Origin of the sequence: Pseudomonas sp. SL4(2022), from assembly GCF_026625725.1 — a bacterium.
Taxonomy (GTDB): Bacteria; Pseudomonadota; Gammaproteobacteria; order Pseudomonadales; family Pseudomonadaceae; genus Aquipseudomonas.
Genome location: NZ_CP113060.1, coordinates 3,061,742 through 3,079,940 on the forward strand (window position 1 = coordinate 3,061,742; position 18,199 = coordinate 3,079,940).

Annotated in this window: 19 protein-coding genes; 8 read left to right on the forward strand and 11 right to left on the reverse strand. The window is 59.3% G+C overall.

Going from position 1 to position 18,199, the window contains the following annotated elements:
- Nucleotides 1-67 precede the first annotated feature (67 nt).
- On the forward strand, nucleotides 68-835 hold the full coding sequence (locus OU997_RS14445) for a crotonase/enoyl-CoA hydratase family protein (RefSeq protein WP_267807222.1): 768 nt from the start codon (nucleotides 68-70) through the stop codon (nucleotides 833-835).
- Between the two features lie 9 nt (nucleotides 836-844).
- Here the strand turns inward: OU997_RS14445 and OU997_RS14450 are convergent, their stop codons facing one another.
- On the reverse strand, nucleotides 845-2,383 hold the full coding sequence (locus tag OU997_RS14450) for a sigma-54-dependent transcriptional regulator (protein WP_108489701.1): 1,539 nt from the start codon (nucleotides 2,381-2,383) through the stop codon (nucleotides 845-847).
- A gap of 21 nt (nucleotides 2,384-2,404) precedes the next feature.
- Nucleotides 2,405-3,472 (reverse strand): AraC family transcriptional regulator, encoded by a 1,068-nt coding sequence (locus OU997_RS14455; protein WP_108489700.1) that lies wholly within the window; start codon nucleotides 3,470-3,472, stop codon nucleotides 2,405-2,407.
- Nucleotides 3,473-3,630: 158 nt separating this feature from the next.
- On the opposite strand from OU997_RS14455, the gene OU997_RS14460 reads away from it, so the two are divergent.
- Nucleotides 3,631-5,457 (forward strand): long-chain-acyl-CoA synthetase, encoded by a 1,827-nt coding sequence (locus OU997_RS14460; protein ID WP_267807224.1) that lies wholly within the window; start codon nucleotides 3,631-3,633, stop codon nucleotides 5,455-5,457.
- A gap of 42 nt (nucleotides 5,458-5,499) precedes the next feature.
- Here the strand turns inward: OU997_RS14460 and OU997_RS14465 are convergent, their stop codons facing one another.
- Nucleotides 5,500-5,799 carry an I78 family peptidase inhibitor gene (locus OU997_RS14465; protein WP_108489698.1) on the reverse strand — a complete coding sequence of 100 codons (300 nt, stop codon included), beginning with the start codon at nucleotides 5,797-5,799 and terminating at the stop codon, nucleotides 5,500-5,502.
- A gap of 161 nt (nucleotides 5,800-5,960) precedes the next feature.
- Here OU997_RS14465 and OU997_RS14470 point away from each other — a divergent pair, with 161 nt between their 5' ends.
- The 5 genes from OU997_RS14470 to OU997_RS14490 all read left to right on the forward strand — a co-directional run bounded on the left by OU997_RS14470 (nucleotide 5,961) and on the right by OU997_RS14490 (nucleotide 9,948).
- Nucleotides 5,961-6,890 carry an ABC transporter ATP-binding protein gene (locus tag OU997_RS14470; RefSeq protein ID WP_267807226.1) on the forward strand — a complete coding sequence of 310 codons (930 nt, stop codon included), beginning with the start codon at nucleotides 5,961-5,963 and terminating at the stop codon, nucleotides 6,888-6,890.
- Nucleotides 6,887-7,648, forward strand: coding sequence for an ABC transporter permease (locus OU997_RS14475; RefSeq protein ID WP_108489696.1), 762 nt, complete (start codon nucleotides 6,887-6,889; stop codon nucleotides 7,646-7,648). Before OU997_RS14470 ends, OU997_RS14475 begins: the two co-directional genes overlap by 4 nt.
- A gap of 219 nt (nucleotides 7,649-7,867) precedes the next feature.
- Nucleotides 7,868-8,278, forward strand: coding sequence for an HPF/RaiA family ribosome-associated protein (locus tag OU997_RS14480; protein WP_267807227.1), 411 nt, complete (start codon nucleotides 7,868-7,870; stop codon nucleotides 8,276-8,278).
- 237 nt (nucleotides 8,279-8,515) lie between these two features.
- A complete protein-coding gene (locus tag OU997_RS14485; protein ID WP_108489694.1) occupies nucleotides 8,516-8,992 on the forward strand; it encodes a hypothetical protein in 477 nt (158 codons plus the stop codon).
- Nucleotides 8,993-9,099: 107 nt separating this feature from the next.
- Nucleotides 9,100-9,948, forward strand: a complete 849-nt coding sequence (locus OU997_RS14490; protein ID WP_420713198.1) for a CAP domain-containing protein — start codon at nucleotides 9,100-9,102, stop codon at nucleotides 9,946-9,948.
- Between the two features lie 80 nt (nucleotides 9,949-10,028).
- Here the strand turns inward: OU997_RS14490 and OU997_RS14495 are convergent, their stop codons facing one another.
- The 4 genes from OU997_RS14495 to OU997_RS14510 all read right to left on the reverse strand — a co-directional run bounded on the left by OU997_RS14495 (nucleotide 10,029) and on the right by OU997_RS14510 (nucleotide 12,708).
- Nucleotides 10,029-10,610 carry an NAD(P)H-dependent oxidoreductase gene (locus tag OU997_RS14495; protein WP_267807228.1) on the reverse strand — a complete coding sequence of 194 codons (582 nt, stop codon included), beginning with the start codon at nucleotides 10,608-10,610 and terminating at the stop codon, nucleotides 10,029-10,031.
- A 185-nt stretch (nucleotides 10,611-10,795) separates the two neighbouring features.
- On the reverse strand, nucleotides 10,796-11,239 hold the full coding sequence (locus OU997_RS14500; RefSeq protein ID WP_108489691.1) for a DUF2846 domain-containing protein: 444 nt from the start codon (nucleotides 11,237-11,239) through the stop codon (nucleotides 10,796-10,798).
- 149 nt (nucleotides 11,240-11,388) lie between these two features.
- Nucleotides 11,389-11,865 carry a serine protease inhibitor ecotin gene (eco, locus tag OU997_RS14505; RefSeq protein ID WP_267807229.1) on the reverse strand — a complete coding sequence of 159 codons (477 nt, stop codon included), beginning with the start codon at nucleotides 11,863-11,865 and terminating at the stop codon, nucleotides 11,389-11,391.
- Between the two features lie 156 nt (nucleotides 11,866-12,021).
- The gene (locus tag OU997_RS14510) at nucleotides 12,022-12,708 is read right to left on the reverse strand and encodes a GNAT family N-acetyltransferase (RefSeq protein ID WP_108489689.1); all 687 of its coding nucleotides are present in this window, start codon (nucleotides 12,706-12,708) and stop codon (nucleotides 12,022-12,024) included.
- 187 nt (nucleotides 12,709-12,895) lie between these two features.
- Between OU997_RS14510 and OU997_RS14515 the strand changes: the two genes are divergently transcribed.
- On the forward strand, nucleotides 12,896-13,642 hold the full coding sequence (locus OU997_RS14515) for a class I SAM-dependent DNA methyltransferase (protein ID WP_108489735.1): 747 nt from the start codon (nucleotides 12,896-12,898) through the stop codon (nucleotides 13,640-13,642).
- Between the two features lie 389 nt (nucleotides 13,643-14,031).
- Here the strand turns inward: OU997_RS14515 and OU997_RS14520 are convergent, their stop codons facing one another.
- From OU997_RS14520 to OU997_RS14535, 4 genes are all read right to left on the reverse strand, one after another.
- Nucleotides 14,032-14,403 carry a hypothetical protein gene (locus OU997_RS14520; protein ID WP_108489915.1) on the reverse strand — a complete coding sequence of 124 codons (372 nt, stop codon included), beginning with the start codon at nucleotides 14,401-14,403 and terminating at the stop codon, nucleotides 14,032-14,034.
- A 39-nt stretch (nucleotides 14,404-14,442) separates the two neighbouring features.
- Nucleotides 14,443-14,814 (reverse strand): hypothetical protein, encoded by a 372-nt coding sequence (locus OU997_RS14525; protein WP_267807232.1) that lies wholly within the window; start codon nucleotides 14,812-14,814, stop codon nucleotides 14,443-14,445.
- Between the two features lie 759 nt (nucleotides 14,815-15,573).
- Entirely contained in the window at nucleotides 15,574-16,101 is a 528-nt protein-coding gene (locus OU997_RS14530) for a hypothetical protein (RefSeq protein WP_267807233.1), read from the reverse strand.
- Nucleotides 16,102-16,535: 434 nt separating this feature from the next.
- Nucleotides 16,536-18,089: an SIR2 family protein gene (locus tag OU997_RS14535; RefSeq protein ID WP_267807235.1), complete on the reverse strand. Its 1,554-nt coding sequence runs from the start codon at nucleotides 18,087-18,089 to the stop codon at nucleotides 16,536-16,538.
- Nucleotides 18,090-18,199 lie beyond the last annotated feature (110 nt).

The following is an 18,199-nucleotide window of genomic DNA, read 5'->3' on the forward strand; positions in this document are numbered from 1 at the left end:
CCACCGCCCAGGGCTTTAAGGTGAAGGCCGGCTAAATGCCGGCCTTCGGCATTTTAGGGAGCAGGTCATGTGCGTCATCATCGAAAAGAACGGCCCGGTCACCATCTTGATCATCAACCGCGCCGAGGTGCGCAATGCAGTCGACCGGCCGACGGCTGAGGCACTGGCCGCGGCATTGCGGGCTTTTGAAGCGGATGAACAGGCGCGGGTGGCGGTGTTGGCTGGCGTGGGCGGCACCTTCTGCGCTGGGGCTGATCTGGGTGCGGTGGCCGCAGGCGCTGAGCGTGCCAATCGCCTGGAAACCGAGGGCGACGGGCCGATGGGACCGAGTCGCATGCAGCTGAGCAAACCGCTGATCGCCGCCATCGAAGGTCACGCGGTGGCCGGCGGCCTGGAGTTGGCGCTGTTTGCCGACCTGCGGGTGATGGCCGATAACGCGGTGCTCGGGGTGTTTTGCCGGCGCTTTGGCGTGCCGCTGATCGATGGCGGCACCGTGCGGTTGCCACGGATTATCGGCCAGGGCCGCGCGCTGGATCTGATCCTTACCGGTCGCCCGGTGTTGGCTGAAGAGGCGCTGAGCATGGGCCTGGTCAACCGGGTGGTGGCAGCCGGTAGCGCGTTGGCTGCCGCGCAGCAACTGGCGCTGGAGATTGCCGGCTTCCCGCAGCGCTGCATGCTCGCTGACCGCGCCAGTGCCTATGCGCAATGGAACCTGCCGTTCGCTCAGGCCATGGCCAACGAGTTTGCGGGCGGCATGGCGGTGATTGCCAGCGGTGAAACCCAGGCCGGTGCGCAGCGCTTCAAGGATGGCAGTGGTCGGCACGGCACCTTCTGAGCCGCGTGTTTACGGCTTGCCTGGAATCCCGTATTTGCGCAGGCGCATGGCAATCGCGCTGTGCGAGGTGTGCAGGCGGGTTGCCAGTTGCCGGGTGGAGGGGTGGCTGGGGTAGAGCTTTTCCAGCAGATTCTTTTCAAACTCGGCCACTGCCGCTTCCAGGCTGCTGACTTCGCCCTCGGCCTGTTGCGCGGCCACGGCGGTACCGGCGATATCCAGATCATCGATCTGCACCAGATTGCTTTCGCAGATCGCCGCCGCGCGGAAGATCACGTTCTGCAGCTGGCGCACATTGCCCGGCCAGCGATTACCTAGAAGCGCCGGGTAGGTGTCCGGCGTCAGGCGGCAGGGCAGGCGCTGGATCTGTGCGCAGGCCTGCTGCATAAAGTGCCGCGCCAGCAACAGGATGTCCTGGCCGCGCTCGCGCAGGGGGGGCACTTCCAGCTTGAGTACGTTAAGGCGGTAGAACAGATCCTCACGGAACGCGCCTTCGCCGACCATTTTTTCCAGATCGCGGTGGGTGGCGCTGAGGATGCGCACATTGACCTTGACCTCACGCTCGCCGCCGACCCGGCGGAAGGTGCCATCGCTTAAAAAGCGCAGCAGCTTGGCCTGCAAATAGGGCGACATTTCGCCGATTTCATCGAGGAACACCGTGCCCTGGTTGGCCAGCTCCAGCAGCCCTGGCTTGCCGCCGCGCTGGGCGCCGGTAAAGGCACCGGGGGCGTAGCCGAACAGCTCGCTTTCGGCGAGGTTCTCCGGCAATGCCGCGCAGTTCAGCGCCAGAAACGGCGCGGTGCGCCGCATGCTGATAGCGTGACAGGCGCGCGCTACCAGCTCCTTGCCGGTGCCGGTTTCGCCCTGAATCAGTAGCGGTGCATCGAGGGTAGCGACGCGCTGGGCGCGGGTTTTCAGGTTGCGAATCGGTGCGGAGTCACCCAACAGCGAGTCGAAACCCTCGGCGTGATCATGGTGCAGCGCCGCCAGGCGTTCGCCCATGCGGCTCGGCGCGTACAGGCTGAGCAGGCCGCCGGCCAGGTGCCGCGCGCTGCCGTCGACACCTTCGGTGATTGGTTGCGCATCCAGCAGCAACGCTTGGCCTTTGAGGGTGACTTCACGCATCGGCAGACGGAAGCCCTGGTCGAGCAGTTCCACTTCCAGCGGGTTGTCAGCGAACAGCTCACTGATGCCCAGCCCCTCGGGCTGTTGGCCGCACAGCTCAATCAGCGCCGGGTTGGCCAGCAGCACACGGCCCTGGCTGTCGACCGCCAGCACCGGGTCGGTCATGGCCGCGAGCAGGGCATCGAGCTGCAGGTGACGGCGCTGGCCGGGGAGGATGTCGACAATGGTCACGGCCTGCACGCCACGTACCTTGAACAACGCCTCGCGCAGTTCATCAAGCACCTCGGGGCTTAAGGTTGGGGCGTCGATATAAACGTTGGGCGGCACCATCTCCACCGCATCCAGGTTGAGGTTGCGCCCGCCGAGCAGGGCCAGCACTTCCTGGGTGATGCCAACGCGGTCGATAAAGGTGACGTGAATACGCATGGAAACGGGCGGCCGACTGGTTTACAGGTGCGCCAGTATGCCCGGTCTGCGGGGCTTAGTTAAATCTGTCGACTCGCCAGCGACCTGTTGTTGGTAGGCTTTCGGCGACAGGCCAAACCAGCCCTTGAAGGCTTTGTAGAAGGCGCTTGGCTCGCTGAAACCCAGTTCACGGCTGAGCGCCTCGACTCTACAACCGGGTTGCTGCAGACGTTGCAGTGCGTGTTGGCGGCGCACCAGGGTCAACAGGTCTGAGAAGCAGCAGTCTTCTGTGCGCAGGTGCCGGTGCAGGGTTTGCCGGCTGATGGCCAGGTGCCGTGCTATCCCGTCTGCCGATAGATCACCGCTGAGCAGGTTCTGCTCGATCAACTGCAGCACCTGCAGGCGGGTGCTGTGCTGTGTGGGTAACTGGGCCTGGATGGCACTCACGCGTTGCTGCATCAGGTCCTTGAGATAGGCATTGGCCCCCAGCACGGCCAGCTGTAGATCGCTCTCCAGCAGGTCGAGGTAATCGAAGGTCTCGGCAAAGCGTGGTGGCACCCCGAACACCTGTCGATAGATCGCTGGGGGCGCCAGTGGTGTATGACGAAAACCGACCGCTTGCGGCATCAGTCGCACTCCCGTGAGCTGACGCGCCCAGCACAGTGCGGAGCTGAGGCTGTGCTCGCTGACGACGGGGTGGCCGAGTAGCGGCGCATTGAACAGGAAGTGGATACGCACCCGCCCGGCAAGTGATTCAACGCGCAGGTTTTCGCCCTCGCTCATCACCGGGATAAAGCGGCGAAACAGCTCAATGGCCTCGCCCAGCGTGGCGCTCTGCGCGGCCAGGTGGGCAACCGGTCCGCGGGTGTGCAGGCCGCGCTGCTGGCCAACCAGCAGGCCAATCTCCGCGCGTGCCCCCCGACTGGCGGCGCGCTGCCAGAGGTGCAAGGCCCAACGCACCGGCACGCGCATTTCCAGGTTTTTCAACTGCTCCAGCTCGACGCCCAATTCGTCCAGGTCATCCGGGCCGGCCAGGTCGAACCCCTGCAGCGACAGGTACAGATCGAGCAACTGTGAAGCGGTTGCGCTAGGTGTGTGGGTCAGTGGCATGGGGCGTCCTTTTCCAACCAGGGTCAGGCGATTGTGCGTCGCCGGTGAGACAAATTGCCACAGTGATGCAACCGCTGGCTATTAAACGCACAGCAGCGAGCGGCTAGATTGGCCGGCAAACAACATCGAGTGCTTCGCACCGCCTGGAGTCCTGCGCCATGAGTCATGCTGACCTGATCACCTTGCCCCGCCTGCTGTCTCGCTTGCCCCGTCTGCTGGTCGACCTGCCCGCGATCGTCAAGGGACTGCATATTGGCAATCGCAGCCGTGGCGACTACCCCGTCAGCCTGGCCAGTTGCATTGAGGCGGCGGCCCGCGACAATCCACACGGCGTGGCGCTGATTCAGGGCGACGAGCAGCTCAGTTACGCCGAGTTCGACCGCTGGGCCAACCAGCTGGCGCACTATCTGCGTGCCCAGGGGTTACGCCAGGGCGACAGCGTGGCGCTGATGTTCGAGAACCGCTTCGAGCTGCTCGCCGGGGTGGTCGCCTGTGCCAAGCTCGGTGCGGTCAGCGCGCTGATCAACAGCAGCCAGCGCGGCCGCGTGCTGGCCCACAGCATCAGCCTGGCATCGCCGCGCATGGTGCTGGTGGGTGAGGAACTGCTGGAGGCTTTCACGGAAATCGCGGCGCAGGTGGCACTGCCTGCCGATGCCTGCCACTACTTTGCCGATCGCCCAACCTGGCGTGATCCCGGCGAGGCCCCCGCAGGCTGGCAGCACCCGGCCGCCGCGCTGCAGGGCTATCCCGTCGATGCGCCGTGGCTGGAACGCGCAGTACGCGCTGATGACCCCTGTTTCTATATCTACACCTCTGGCACCACCGGCCTGCCGAAAGCCGTGGTGTTCAACCACGGGCGCTTTATGAAGGGCTATGGTGCCTTCGGTTTCGCGGCTGTGCGCCTGGGCCGCGAGGACCGCATGTACGTCAGCCTGCCGTTCTATCACGGCACCGCCATGGTGGTGTGCTGGGGTTCGGTATTGGCCGGTCAGGCGGCGCTGATCATGGTGCGCAAGTTCAGCGCCAGCCGTTTCTGGGATGACGTGGAGCGGCATCGGGCGACCGCCTTCGGCTATGTCGGCGAGCTGTGCCGCTACCTGCTCGACCAGCCCGCGCGCGCCAGCGACGCCGCCAATCCGATCCGCGTGATGGTCGGCAACGGCCTGCGCCCGAGCATCTGGCAGGCGTTCAAACAGCGCTTTGCGGTCGAGCGGGTGGTCGAGCTGTATGCCTCCAGTGAAGGCAACATCGGTTTCACCAACCTGCTCAATCTCGACAACACCGTGGGCTTCTCGCCTTATCCCTATGCCATCGTCCGCTACGACCAGGAGCGCGAGGCGCCGCTGCGTGAGAACGGCCATCTGCAGCGTGTAGCCAAAGGCGAGGCGGGCTTGCTGTTGGGCAAGATCACCGACAAGTCGCCGTTCCATGGTTACACCAACGCGCGCGACACCGAGCGTTGCATCCTGCGTGATGTGTTCGAACCGGGTGACGCCTGGTTCAACACCGGCGACCTGATGCGCGACATGGGCTTTCGCCATGCGCAGTTTGTCGACCGCTTGGGCGATACCTTTCGCTGGAAGGGTGAGAACGTCTCCACCACTCAGGTCGAGGCGGTGCTTGATGGCGTGGCCGAGGTCAGCGAGGCCGTGGTCTATGGCGTCGAGGTGCCCAACACCAATGGCCGTGCTGGCATGGCCTGCATCCGTCTGGCCTGTGCGCCAGAGGATTTTGATTTCCAGGCCCTGCTCACGCACGTGCGCCAGGAGCTGCCGGCCTACGCCGTGCCGCTGTTCTTAAGGCTGAGCGCGGCAATGGAAACCACTGGCACCTTCAAACACAAGAAAGCGCCGCTGAAGGAGCAGGCCTACGACCTCGACCGCTGCAGCGATCCGCTGTATGCCTGGCTGCCCGGATCTGATCGCTACGTGCCACTGACCCGCGAGCTGCAAGTGGCCATCAGCGCCGGGAACTACCGTTACTGAGGCTCAATACCCTGGCACGCGCTTTCGCGTGTCAGGGTGCACTCAACCGCAGGTCAGGCGGATGATCACTTCGCTTTCATCGATATCGATATTCAGACGCTGCGGGTTGTAATCCATGGTCGCGGCGTCGCCAGGGGCGAGCACGCGCAGGGTTTTGGCGTTGGCGTGCTGCTGCACTTGCTCGATCAGTTCGGCGCTGGCGGTCTTGCCAAGTACGCCGTGCACCTGCTCGACATCGCAGTCGCCGCTGATTTCGGCGGTTGGCTGGGCGGGCGGCGGTGAGCTGCAACCGGCCAGCAGGGCGAGAAAGCTAAGGCTGGCGAGGGCGTGACGAAGAGCCATGGTCTATTTCCTTGTCTGCATAAAACTCGTGGCAGCCTAGCAGCCGTATCCGTTGTAGCTCAACGTTGGGCTGGTCAATCTGCTCAGGTTACTGCATCAGCATTTCCGCAAGCCCGGCCAACTTCCCTACAATTGCGCTTTTCCCCAGAGCAGGAGGTTCTGTGCACGCGGTGATCTCGATTCAACAGCTGAACAAAACCTACGCCAGCGGCCATCCGGCCCTGCAGGACATCAATCTGGATATTCGCCCCGGCGAAATCTTTGCCTTGCTCGGTCCCAACGGCGCGGGTAAGACCACGCTGATCAGCATCATCTGCGGCATCGTCAATCCGGGCGGTGGGCGGGTGCTGGTGGGCGGCCAGGACATCATCAAGGACTACCGCGCATCGCGCTCGCAGATCGGCCTGGTGCCACAGGAGCTGGTCAGCGATGTGTTCGAAACCGTCTGGGCGACGGTGAAGTTCAGCCGTGGTCTGTTCGGCAAGAAGCCCGATCCGGCTTATCTGGAGCAACTGCTCAAGGACCTGTCTCTGTGGGAAAAGCGCGACGCAAAGATTTTCGAGCTGTCCGGCGGCATGAAGCGCCGGGTGATGATCGCCAAGGCGCTGAGCCATGAGCCACAGATTCTGTTTCTCGATGAGCCCACCGCCGGCGTCGACGTCGAGCTGCGCCGCGATATGTGGAACATGGTGCGCCGTCTGCGTGAGCGTGGCGTGACCATCATCCTCACCACCCACTACATCGAGGAGGCCGAGGAAATGGCCGATCGCATTGGGGTGATCAGCAAGGGCCGGATCATTCTGGTGGAAGACAAGCAGGCGCTGATGCACAAGCTCGGCAAGAAGCAGCTGACTCTGCAATTGCAACAGCCTCTGGCGAGCATCCCTGCGGAGTTGGCGCGCTACCCGCTGGAACTGAACGACGAGGGCCGCGTGCTGGTGTTCACCTTCGACACTCAGAGTGAGCACACCGGCATCGCCGAACTGCTCAAGGACCTGGCCCAGCACGGCATCGACTTCAAGGATCTGCAGTCCAGCCAGAGTTCACTGGAGGAGATTTTTGTCGAATTGGTAAAAGGGGCACGTGCATGAATCTGTATGCCATCAAGGCCATCTACCTGTTCGAGCTGGCGCGCACCTGGCGCACCCTGCTGCAGAGCATCGCCACCCCGGTGATCAGCACCTCGCTGTATTTCGTGGTGTTCGGTTCGGCCATCGGTTCGAGCATGACCCAGGTGCAGGGCGTCAGTTATGGGGCGTTTATCGTGCCGGGGCTGATCATGCTGGCGCTGCTCACCGAGAGCATTTCCAACGCTTCGTTCGGCATCTACATGCCCAAGTATTCGGGGAGCATCTACGAGCTGCTCTCGGCGCCGGTGTCCTACCTGGAAATCCTGATTGGCTATGTCGGTGCGGCGGCCACCAAGTCGATCATTCTCGGTTTGGTGATCCTGGTGACCGCGCGGCTGTTTGTCGATTTCGAGATTCTTCACCCGCTGTGGATGCTGGCGTTTCTGGTGCTCACCGCGCTGACCTTCAGCCTGTTCGGTTTCATCATCGGCGTGTGGGCCGATGGCTGGGAGAAATTGCAGGTGGTGCCGGCGCTGATCGTCACGCCGCTGACCTTCCTCGGTGGCGCGTTTTACTCGATCAGCATGTTGCCGCCGGCCTGGCAGACCGTGACCTTGTTCAACCCGGTGGTGTACCTGATCAGCGCCTTTCGCTGGAGCTTCTACGGCGTTTCTGACGTGAACGTCGGCCTGAGCCTGGCGATGATTTTCGGCTTTCTGCTGCTGTGCATCCTGGTGGTGGGGCTGATCTTCAAAACGGGTTATCGCCTCAAAAGTTGAGGCATTTTGACGCGGCGGACAACTTTTGTCTGATTTGCATTCATCAGGTTACACGCCAGTAAACACGGGGCTTGGCACTGATTTTTATGTTCATCTGCGCGGTGATGTACGGCCGCGATACGTTTTTCAGCTTGCCTAATGGGGGGCTTAGTGGCGTAGGCTGAAGTCGTCGCCTTACCTGGCGACGCTACTCGCGAACAGTTGAAGAAGGAAAGCGTTATGCAAATCCAAGTTCACAGCGATAACCACATTGAAAGCAGCGCACGGCTGGTGGAGTGGGTGAGTGCCAGTGTCGCCAGCAAGCTGGAACGTTTCGACGACGAGCTGACCCGTATCGTCGTTCACCTGCATGATGACAATGGCGCCAAAGCCGGTGCACATGACAAACGCTGCCAGATCGAAGCGCGGCCAAAAGGCCTGCAACCGCTCAGCGTGACCCACAAGGCCGAATCCCTGGAGCAGGCCATCGAAGGCTCCATCGAAAAACTGCACCACGCCCTCGACCATCAGTTCGGCAAATTGCGCAGCAAACGCGCTACGCCATTGCCGGCCAACCAAGCGGTTGATGTGGGCCAGGACGCACTGCTGCGTGAGGACTTCCTCGCCGAGGAACAGCTGCGCGCGGTCTGATCAGTTACGGGCCGGCGTTTGACAGACGGCCCATCCACCTTTGCTCGCGCCCCCGCAGGTTTCTGCGGGGGCGCAGTCGTTTCAGCGGCCGGTAGCGGCAAGTCACTGCCCGAGGCGGCAAGGCACTTCCGCCTCAACGTCCGCAGCAAGGCACTCACCCCTTGCCATTGCTGGGTTTCAGAGAACTGGCCCATTTTCTGCAAAAGCCTGTTCAACTGACCGTTGCGGGGCTTTGTCATGACCAGTATTTCCAACAACTCGCCACTGGCGAGTTACTTTGCCAACAGCAGCAAACCGAGCACAGCCAGCACCGCGGGTGGGGCGGCGACTGCCAGTGATAAACCCAGCGCGCCACCGGCTGATCCACTGGCAGAGATTCGCCGTTTTGCCGATAACCTGGTGGCCAATAGTCGCGGTGGTTTGTTGCGCGCCATACAGGGCGGCGGCAATCCTGCCAGCAGCGCGCTGGCCAGCGATCGTTTGCGTCCGGCGGCCGAGCAGGACAGTGCAAAATCGAAGATCGCCCTGCCCGATGTTGCCAAGCTGGACCGTGATGACGCCGCCAAGCTGCTGGCGCAGGTCAACAAGCTGGTTGATGCCGGCCTGGACAAGCTCGACAACTTTGTGGGCTACAACGGCGAACAGCAGACCCATTCGCTGACCACCTACCGCGATTGGCTGCAGGCCAAGGGCGGCGTCAGCATCTACGTCTGAGTCGCCCGCGCTGGCCGCTTGAGGTGGTGCCGCACTGGTATCGCCACGCCAGGTGCGCCAAGATCAGCAAGCCCAGCCGTATGGGCATGGCCAGATCGAGGAATTCTATGGGTAGCAGATGCATGACTCGGGCGTTCGTCGCCCTGGTGCTGGGGCTGTTGCATGGCGGCGTGCAGGCCGCCGAAGAAACGCAACTGATTGGCTTGATCAACCATTACCGCAGCGAGGTGCAGCGCTGCGGCAGTCAGGCTTCTGCCGAGCTGCCGCCCCTGAGTGCCGACCCGCGGTTATTGCTGCCGGCCACGGGGCGCGCGGATTTACAGGCCGTTATGGCCAGCAGCGGTTACCCGATGGTCAACGTGCAGGCCATCAGCCTGTCCGGCCCGCGTGATGCCGCTTCTGCCTTGCAGGTGCTCAAGGAAAGCTTCTGCCAGATCGTGCTTGACCCGCAGTTTGTCGATATCGGTGTCAGTCGCCAGGATCGCGACTGGCGCATTCTGCTGGCGCGGCCATTGCTGGCCAGCCGTCTGGGCGATTGGCAGGCTGAAGGGCGCAAGCTGTTGGCGCAGATCAACCAGGCGCGTACGACAGCCCGCCAGTGCGGCCGTCAGAGCTTTGCGCCGGTACCGGCGTTGAGTTGGAACGATGTGCTCGGCAGCACGGCGTACAGCCACAGCCGGAGTATGGCCAACGGCAATTTCTTTGATCATCAAGACCCTGACGGTCGCACCCCCGGCGACCGTGCAGAGTTAGCCGGCTATAGCGGCCAGCGTATCGGCGAGAACATCGCCGCTGGCCTGGATAGCGCGAGCAAAGTGGTCGACGGCTGGCTGGCCAGCCCCGGCCACTGCGCCAACCTGATGAACCCGCAATTCAGTGAACTGGGCGCCGCCTATGCCAACGACCCGAAGAGCGATGCGGGGATTTACTGGACAGCGCTGTTTGGCGCGCCGTAATGGCGCTAAGGGCGATCGAGCGCCTTACTTGATCGGCGGGTAAACCCGGCTCCTGGCTGTGGTGCGCACGGCCTGGCCCCTTAGCCCAGCACCCGCGCCAGGTGTTGTTCGTAGCGGGCGATATCGGCCTCGATGGCGGGGCGTTTCATCACGTCGACGCAAAGGAAGGTCGGCAGGGCGCGCATGCCGAGAAACTGGTTGGCCTTGTGGAAGGGCAGGTAGACGGCATCCACGCCTTTGCCTGCAAAGAAGTCAGTCGGGTCGTCGAACGCTTGCTGCGGCGCGTTCCAGGTCAGCGACAGCATGTACTGCTTGCCCTGGATCAGGCCGCCACTGCCGTATTTCTGTGAGGCGTCCGAGCGGGTGCGACCGTCGCTGGCGTAGAGGCTGCCGTGGCCTGCGGTAAACACCTCGTCGAGGTACTTTTTCACCGTCCAGGGTGCCCCCATCCACCAGCCGGGCATTTGATAAATGATCACGTCGGCCCAGAGAAATTTCTGCACTTCCTCGGTGACGTCGTAGCCGCTGTCGATATGGGTGTGCTTGAGGTCGAAACCGGCGCGGTCGAGAAAGGCCAGCGCAGTGTCGTGCAGGGTGGTGTTGTAGCGGCCGGCAGAATGGGCGAACTGTTTACCGCCGTTGAGCAGCAGGATGTTTTTCATGGCATGCGCCTCGGTAAATGATGGCGGCATGCTAGGGCGCGCGGTCGTTGCGAAACAGCCGCGAGTAGGCAAAAGATTTGTGAGTGCCGCGCATGAGTGACGCCATGCGCAGCTTTGCAGACGGTGCTGCAAAAGGCCGCTGCGCAGTGCTCGCGGTGATGCCGAGCACTGCGCAAGGCAGCTGTTTAGCGAGCCAGGTCGGTTTCTGCGACGCCCTTGCGGCCTTCTGCCTCAGAGACCTGTTCCAGGTTGGCGCCTCCGACGAAGAGCCCCATCTTGATGTATTGACGGATGTAGTAGGTTTTGCCGGCCACGGCATTGAGCGTCAGGGTGTTATCGCCGAATTCCGATTCGGTCGACAGCACATGGGTGCCGGGTGCGATTTCGCGGTAGAAGTAGGTGTTGATGGCTGTTTCGCCAATCACCTGATCGTTGATCTTGACGGTTTTTTTCAAGCCCGAACCCAGCATCGAATCGCGGAAGATATACAAGCCCGCTTTATCCTGCGCCGGTGCCGGAAACGCTTTGAGCGCCTGGTTCTGCTCGGCAGATTCCATGGGAACCGATGCACAGCCTGAAAGCAGCGCCATCGCGAGCACTGCAAAACACATCATGATTTTCTTGGACATGGGTTACTCGTTCCTGAGTGGTGTCTATGGGGTGGCATTTTGCTATGCCGCCGCGCACCCTATTCGCAGAGTCGAGTAAATGCAAATGCATATCAGCGGTTAGCTACCGGTGCGAGTCGCCGCACCGGTAATGGCGGGGTGTCAGCCGCTTATTGCTGTGGCGCTGCCGTGCTATTGGCTGCCGCCGACCAGATGCGATAGCGCACCTGCACATCGGCCGGGGCATAAATCACCACAGGCAGTTTGCTGTTGTAGCGCACCAGATGCGGTTCGCCGCCCACGGGCACAAAGGCCTGCTTGCGGCTGTTGTCGGGGCAGGCCATCAGGGTGCTCATCGCCGGGCCGACCTGGCTCAGTTGGTAATAGGTGTAGCCCCAGCCTTCGACGCTGTTCTCCTGCCACTGGCCGCCCAGGCGCTGCTGGTTGCAATCCACGTCCAGGGTTTTGCCGGCAATCAGTTCGACCTTGTACTCGTCCTCATTGGCTTGCGCCGGCAGCATAATCACGTGGCGATTAAAGCCTGCGCTGGCCGCAGGGTAAGGTTTGAGCGCCTCGGGCGTAGCCGCGCAGGCGGCCAGTGGCAGGGCGAAGGCGAGAACGAGCAGGGAGCGTTTCGGCGAGGTCATACAAAATCCTTGGTCATGAGGCTTGTGGGCCGTCTGTTGAGACATGAATGGGGTGAGCAGCCAGAGTGGATGAGTACCCACTGACACCCTGTGGATAGGTGAAGTTCCTGGCCTTGGCAAGCCGAACCCCGGCGGATCGCCCCGATACCTGAGCCTTCAATGCACGGTCAGGCGCTCACGCACCAGCGCCTGCGCGTGTTGGGCCATCTGGTCGAGCAGGCGGTCGCGCTGCTTCTCGGCGTCGCTCATGGCTCGCTTGCCGTGTTGCTTGAGCAGGTAGGTGTGAATCTGCCGGACTTCGGTGGACTGGAATATCGGCGCCAGGTCCTGCACCGCCAACATACCGTTCGCGCTGTAGTTACGGGTGCTCATCAGCACCTGCGGCCCGCGCGCGGCCAGCACCTGAAAGCCCATGGCCTCGAAGGTGGCGACCTTGCCGGCCACGCAGGCCAGTTCAGCGTGCGGGTGGCGGCTGATCATCTGCTGCAGCAGGGCGCGGGCAATTCCGTGGCGACGCTGGCTGGCCTGCACGGCCATATAGGCCAGGGTGCAGGCCTCGGGAGCATCCTGAGCCGGTAAATACAGGGCAAAGCCCAGCACCTGGGACGGGTCCTGATCACTCAGGGCGAGGATCAACCGCGCGCTGCTTGGTTGCTCGCTGTGCATGGCGCGCAGGTACAGGTGCATCTCGTAGCCCATCACGTACTGGTACAGCTGATACAGCGGGTTGCTGGGCGTCAGTGACACCGGGCTGATGTCGCTGAGGTAGTCCACCACCATCTGCAGCACCTGGCTGTTCAGCGATTCGGGGGGCGGGCTATCCAGGTGTACAAGGGTGAACATCGTCAGTCTGGCTCCGGGGCGTGCGCGAGTGCGCGGTCGGTAAGGGCGGCATTGTACCGCCCTCGGCAGGGCGTGCAGGCATCGTCGTGCGGGCTGCGGTGCTCAGCGGGCAGACGCTCAACGGCACGGTCCAGGCTTGGGCTATGATGCGCGCCCGCGCAAGCCGCCCGCTGATCACCAGGTCTCCATGTCCGTTAATGCCCTCTACACCGACCTGTCTGATTACTACGACCTGATGTGCGCCGATATCGACTATCCGGCGCAAAGCCACTGCATTCACCGCGTGCAGCAGTTGTTTGGCAACGCCGGCAGCCGCCACCTCGATCTGGCCTGCGGAACAGGGCCGCATGTGCAGCACTTTATCGCGGCCGGCTACACCAGCAGCGGCCTCGACATTAACCAGCCGATGCTGGACAAGGCCGCGCTGCGTTGCCCGCAAGCGCACTTCGCCTTGCAGGACATGTGCGGTTTTACCGTCAGCGAGCCGCTGGACCTGATCACCTGCTTTCTCTATTCCATTCACTACAGCGGCGGCCTCGACCGGCTGAAAGCCTGCATCGCCAGCGCTCATGCTGCACTCGATACCGGTGGTCTGTTCTGCTTTAACGCCGTCGATAAAGAGCGGATCGACAACCGTCTGTTTGCCGCGCACAACGCCGCTTATGACGACAGCCAGTTCACGTTCAGCTCCGGTTGGCGCTATGCGGGCGAGGGCGAGCAGCAGGCGTTGTGCTTGCGCATTGAAAAGTCGACGGCTGGGCAAACCGAGGTGTGGCACGACGAACACCCGATGGTGGCGGTGAGCTTTGTGCAGTTACAGGCACTGTTGCAGCCGTATTTTGAGGTGCATGTGCTGGAGCATGACTACCAAAAGCTCATCCCGTGGGATGGCGCGTCGGGCAATGCGTTGTTTGCTTGTGTGAAGAAGGGGTAAGCATTTCAAGCCCCCCAGATCCGTCGGCTGGGTGACGCTTTATCCATCCACCGTTGAGGCGGTTGTCCGGGCGAGTTGCTACATCCAGTGCGTTTTTATCGAATTCGTGGGAGGGGCTTTAGCCGCGAGATACGACAGGTGTGCAGTTGACCGCCGCCGCAGTGTTGTTCTCGGGTAACGGTTCCGTCCTTACGGCGGGTCACTTCTGGCAGACGCCCGGAGAGCCGGCCCCGCCAAAAGTAACCAAGAGGTCTTGCCCCTTGCATCCAGCCCGACTTCGTCGGGTTGATTCGCTTCGCCGTAAGGGCGAAAAGGGTAATACGGGGCCGTTATGAATCGTGCTCTGTCCCCGATTACCCCGGGCGCTTTGGCTTTACGGGAGCGCTGGATCAGCGGTTGTTGTAGCCATCTTCATTTGCATCATAGGTGATCTGGTAGACGTTATAACTCGCCCCCATCGCGCCGACGCCGGTGTAAGTAATGCGGCCCTGACCTTTGTACAGCTCCTCCATGCGCACGGCGTCATTGCCGAAATAGAACGGGATGAACATTTTGCCGGTCATGCTGTTGTAGCTGTCGGTGGGTTGTCCAATCAAGTCGTGTACCTGTCGCATGGACATGCCCGGTTGGATCTTGGCTAGGGGGCTGCTCTGCGGGATTTGGCTGGTGATCTGTTGTTGCGGTGTGCGCGGCGAGGCGCCGCACGCAGCCAGCAGGCCCATGGCTGCGATCAGGCTTAACTTTAGAAAATGGGTACGCATTTTATTCTCCAGAGATTTGCTGTGGGTTCAGGCGTTGGCTCAGCCTTGATTGGCGAGAATCTCGTCGGTTAATTCCTCGACTGCCGTGACACATTCTTCGTGCGTGGAGCTGACGAACCGCCCAAAGTGCCAGGCGCCATCTTTCTTGATGACGAAGGCCTGCATGTCGCCGGTATCCCGGCCGTCTGCTGTCACGCTATTGACGGTCTGGCAGGCACCGAGACCATTGACTTCGGTGAATTCGCCAAACTTGTAGACGTCCCTCACCAGCAGGTTGTCGATGACGACCTTCTGGACTTCGGACTCAGCGGAGTTACAGGCGCTGATGGCGCTGGCGAGGCCTAGCACGATGGTGCAGCGAAGCAGATTGGCAGTGGTGGCGCGATATTTCCGAGCGATGAGGGCCGTCATAATGCAGTTGTCCTTGTGCATTGGGGGGGCGAGTAGCCAGGAGCGTTCAGAAACAGGCCGCTCGTGTTAAACAGACGCTGAACTCAGTTCACAACAAAAGCCACGGATGGGTGGCAGGTGTGGCGATATTCGGGAGGGTTTGCAGGTACTCGCGAGCGCATTCCGGCGTCGTTTTGTATTTGCAATCCTTTGCAACACTTTTGCAGCGAGATCGAATCTAACTAGGCCGTTAGAAATATTCAACGGCATTGCAGTGACAATCAGTGGGCCGTCACATTGCCCGACCTTGGGGGCGGTTGTTCGGGCTACTGGCTACATCCAGTGAATTTTTATCGAATTCGTGGGAGGGGCTTTAGCCGTGACGCTTTTGCTTTTTGCTCTGCCGTCCACACATCGTCCAAACAACGCGCTCCCCGAATCCAGTCAGGAGGCCGAGTGGAGGTGGTGTGGAGAGGGGCGTTTGGCATGGATGCCAAACGAGGCGTGTCGGGCCATGGATGGCCCGTCACGCCGACCCTCGGAACAGCACCGGAGCGAAACCCGGATGTCGGGCGCGCTTTCTCTTTGGTTACTTTCTGCGCGAGTAAAGAGATACGGAGCGAAGCGTAGTAACAGCCGTAGGCTGGCCCGCAGGACGAGCGCAGCGAGTCAAGTGACTCGGCGTAAAGCCGAAACCAGTAGACGAGGGCGACGTAGAAAATAAATCTGTCCCCTTTTCCGTCTTTTCCTTTTTTTCTTTTTTTCCGCTTTTTCCTGCAGCTAGGGGTATACCTGCAGCCCGCTGTCACGGTCGAGTACAAAGGATGAGACCTTGATTTCCATCTGTTCCCTCTGAGGTGGCCCCTTGATGCTGGTAGCCGCAGACCATGTCGCGAGATAGCGCTTACCTGCCTCCAGTTCAATGCCGGTAGCGCCGAGGCCACACATGCCGCCACCGGTGCCCAGCTTATTCATGGATATCCAGCACCACTCAATCGTGTGCTTACCAGGCGCTAGGCGAACGGCCTGATAGCCTGAAAAATTCAGCAAAGAGTGCCGGCCGGCATGGGGTAAACGTTTGCCGTCAACTTGAACTGCCAGCAGCAAGCGGTGAAAGGGAACCCCTAAGTCGCGGTATTGCATGGTGTCAAAATGGATCACTGGCGCATCGGCGCTACCGCCGGACAAATCGAGGATTTTGATCGCCGGATCATCGACGTTACCCATATATGTTTTGTACTGATAGTTAGAGCAGCCTGAGGCGAAAGTAAGCAGTACTGCAATGGCTAGCCAGCGAAGGTCCATCATCAAAATTTCCTCTAATCAATCCATTTCGTTAGTTTTTAAAGACTGCTTTTTTACGTGAAAAATAAATCTGTCCCCTTTTCGTGCAGAGAGGGGCGTTTGGCATGGATGCCAAACGAGGAACGATGGGCCAGGGATGGCCCTTCGTGACGACCCTCGGAACAGCACCGGAGCGAGGGGAGTTGAGCGCAGCGAAACCCGGATGCCGGGCGCGCTTTCTCTTTGGTTACTTTCTCTTTGCGCGGGCAAAGAGAAAGTGACTCGGCGTAAAGCCGAAATCAGTAGAAGAGGGCAGCATAGAAAATAAATCTGTCCCCTTTTATTTAGAAAATAAATCTGTCCCCTTTTATTTCTTTTATTTGTCCCTTTTATTTTTTGGGTATTTCCTCAATAAAACGAGGTCTGCCCTCGATTAGCTCTGATGTTATGTCAGAGCTTTACCAGCCCCAGCGGTAGCGGTCATACAATGCTGCAAGCTTTCGGAAGCTACTAGCGTACTGTGAGTTTTGATATTCAAGTTTTTCTTCATGTTCGATTAAAAATGCCAGAAGTCGATCTAGGTCTATTTTTTCCCTTGACATGAATGGGATGTATGCAGCTGCATTCTCTGGGGTGCAGTTGTTAATTATTTCATCAATTGTGCTGTGGCGGTGCTTTCGGAAATAGGCACCTGCATAAGTTTTTGATCTAAATTCCTTTGTGTCACGTACAACCCATTTATCAAGAGGTATGTCGAGTTCTACATATTCTTTTTGTGAATTTATGCCATGCTCACGCAGATACTTAAATATGGGGATGTTTTTTGAGTTTTTTCCGGCAGCCTTGATTGAGTTTATTAGAATTTGCTCTGGATTGTATCCTCTGCTGTTGTGTAGAAGATCGTTGAACAGGTCGAGAGCACCAATTGGTTGATACCCTACTTCTGCAATAGCCTGTGCCGCGTTTGCGGCTACACCGACCCCTACTAGGAATTCGATATCTTCTTTTTTATCTATTTCATCAATATCTACTACGCAGATTTTTTTCTCAGGCTCCGCTGATTTTACTAGCTCGTAAAGCTGTTCTTTGCAGTATCTAAGAACTCTGGCCGGGATTTTTCTTTTGGTGGCATCAATTGCTTCATAGATTGGTATGAAGTCGTTGGTTTTGACAAGGATTAGAGGGATTTGCACTCCGTCAATTGTTAAGTAGGTATCGGAAATATTTGGGCTTTCATCCTTTGAAAGTCTTTGGACGAATATCAGGTTTCGCCTAAGCTGTTCAATGTTTTCCTTTCCTATGCACAGCGATATTGCTCGGAGGAGGCTGCATATATTTTCATCAGATATAGAATATCCGATAAATACAATTGGGTGTTCTACGAATAGAGTTATTAATTTTGCCGCTAAATAAGCATTTTTGTCATGGAATTGCTCGTAGTCGTCACTTGTTAAAACAAGTGAGTTGGGTCGTGTGGAGCATCCGTGTATCTTGTAAATTTCGCCAATCTCTTGTGGGTTCGAGAATAGTAGCTCTTCCTGGCCGATATAGGTTTTATAATCTGGGAAAATTTGCTCAAGAAAAAGATCCCAGTTTGTGGTTATTACTCCGTCAACATTAAGCTTTGAAAGCAGTGAGACTTCTTTCGAGAACTCAGAGCTTTTTGCCTTTGACTGGTCAAGGGTAGAGAGGTAATTCGCTATTTCGATTCTAAGTGCAGATGTTTCGCTATTTATTTTTGCCTTGTTTCTTTCAGTGCTTGCGGCGTACTCAGGAGCTGACCACCAGTGCTTGTTGAAGTCCTCTGCTAGTAGTTGCGCCACTTTTGGATATGAGCCATTTGCTAGCGAAAGATAGTATTCGAATGGTTTTCCAGTCACGCAGAAGCGCTCTAAAAGACCACGCCAGTCTTCAAGCTCTAGATATCGTCTGGAAAAGCCAGAGCCTACAAATAGGAACGGGCCTGCAGGTCGCGATTTGAATATTTCTACTAGTTTTTCTTTTATTTCCATCTCTATTTCCCGCGACGTAATTTGATAGCTATAAAAAAGCCCCGCACTAGGCGGGGCTCTTAATTTAACTCGCCACCCCAAACATCCATTTCAGGTAAAGCGCTCTTAAC

Coding starts and splice junctions, on each gene's coding strand:
- OU997_RS14475 (WP_108489696.1), top strand. CDS start 6,887: ATGAATCTGTATGCCATCAAGGCCATCTACCTGTTCGAGCTGGCGCGC.
- OU997_RS14510 (WP_108489689.1), bottom strand. CDS start 12,708: ATGTTCACCCTTGTACACCTGGATAGCCCGCCCCCCGAATCGCTGAAC.
- OU997_RS14460 (WP_267807224.1), top strand. CDS start 3,631: ATGAGTCATGCTGACCTGATCACCTTGCCCCGCCTGCTGTCTCGCTTG.
- OU997_RS14520 (WP_108489915.1), bottom strand. CDS start 14,403: ATGCGTACCCATTTTCTAAAGTTAAGCCTGATCGCAGCCATGGGCCTG.
- OU997_RS14455 (WP_108489700.1), bottom strand. CDS start 3,472: ATGCCACTGACCCACACACCTAGCGCAACCGCTTCACAGTTGCTCGAT.
- OU997_RS14530 (WP_267807233.1), bottom strand. CDS start 16,101: ATGATGGACCTTCGCTGGCTAGCCATTGCAGTACTGCTTACTTTCGCC.
- OU997_RS14450 (WP_108489701.1), bottom strand. CDS start 2,383: ATGCGTATTCACGTCACCTTTATCGACCGCGTTGGCATCACCCAGGAA.
- OU997_RS14445 (WP_267807222.1), top strand. CDS start 68: ATGTGCGTCATCATCGAAAAGAACGGCCCGGTCACCATCTTGATCATC.
- OU997_RS14480 (WP_267807227.1), top strand. CDS start 7,868: ATGCAAATCCAAGTTCACAGCGATAACCACATTGAAAGCAGCGCACGG.
- OU997_RS14500 (WP_108489691.1), bottom strand. CDS start 11,239: ATGTCCAAGAAAATCATGATGTGTTTTGCAGTGCTCGCGATGGCGCTG.
- OU997_RS14485 (WP_108489694.1), top strand. CDS start 8,516: ATGACCAGTATTTCCAACAACTCGCCACTGGCGAGTTACTTTGCCAAC.
- OU997_RS14515 (WP_108489735.1), top strand. CDS start 12,896: ATGTCCGTTAATGCCCTCTACACCGACCTGTCTGATTACTACGACCTG.
- OU997_RS14525 (WP_267807232.1), bottom strand. CDS start 14,814: ATGACGGCCCTCATCGCTCGGAAATATCGCGCCACCACTGCCAATCTG.
- OU997_RS14490 (WP_420713198.1), top strand. CDS start 9,100: ATGGGTAGCAGATGCATGACTCGGGCGTTCGTCGCCCTGGTGCTGGGG.
- OU997_RS14465 (WP_108489698.1), bottom strand. CDS start 5,799: ATGGCTCTTCGTCACGCCCTCGCCAGCCTTAGCTTTCTCGCCCTGCTG.
- OU997_RS14535 (WP_267807235.1), bottom strand. CDS start 18,089: ATGGAAATAAAAGAAAAACTAGTAGAAATATTCAAATCGCGACCTGCA.
- eco (WP_267807229.1), bottom strand. CDS start 11,865: ATGACCTCGCCGAAACGCTCCCTGCTCGTTCTCGCCTTCGCCCTGCCA.
- OU997_RS14495 (WP_267807228.1), bottom strand. CDS start 10,610: ATGAAAAACATCCTGCTGCTCAACGGCGGTAAACAGTTCGCCCATTCT.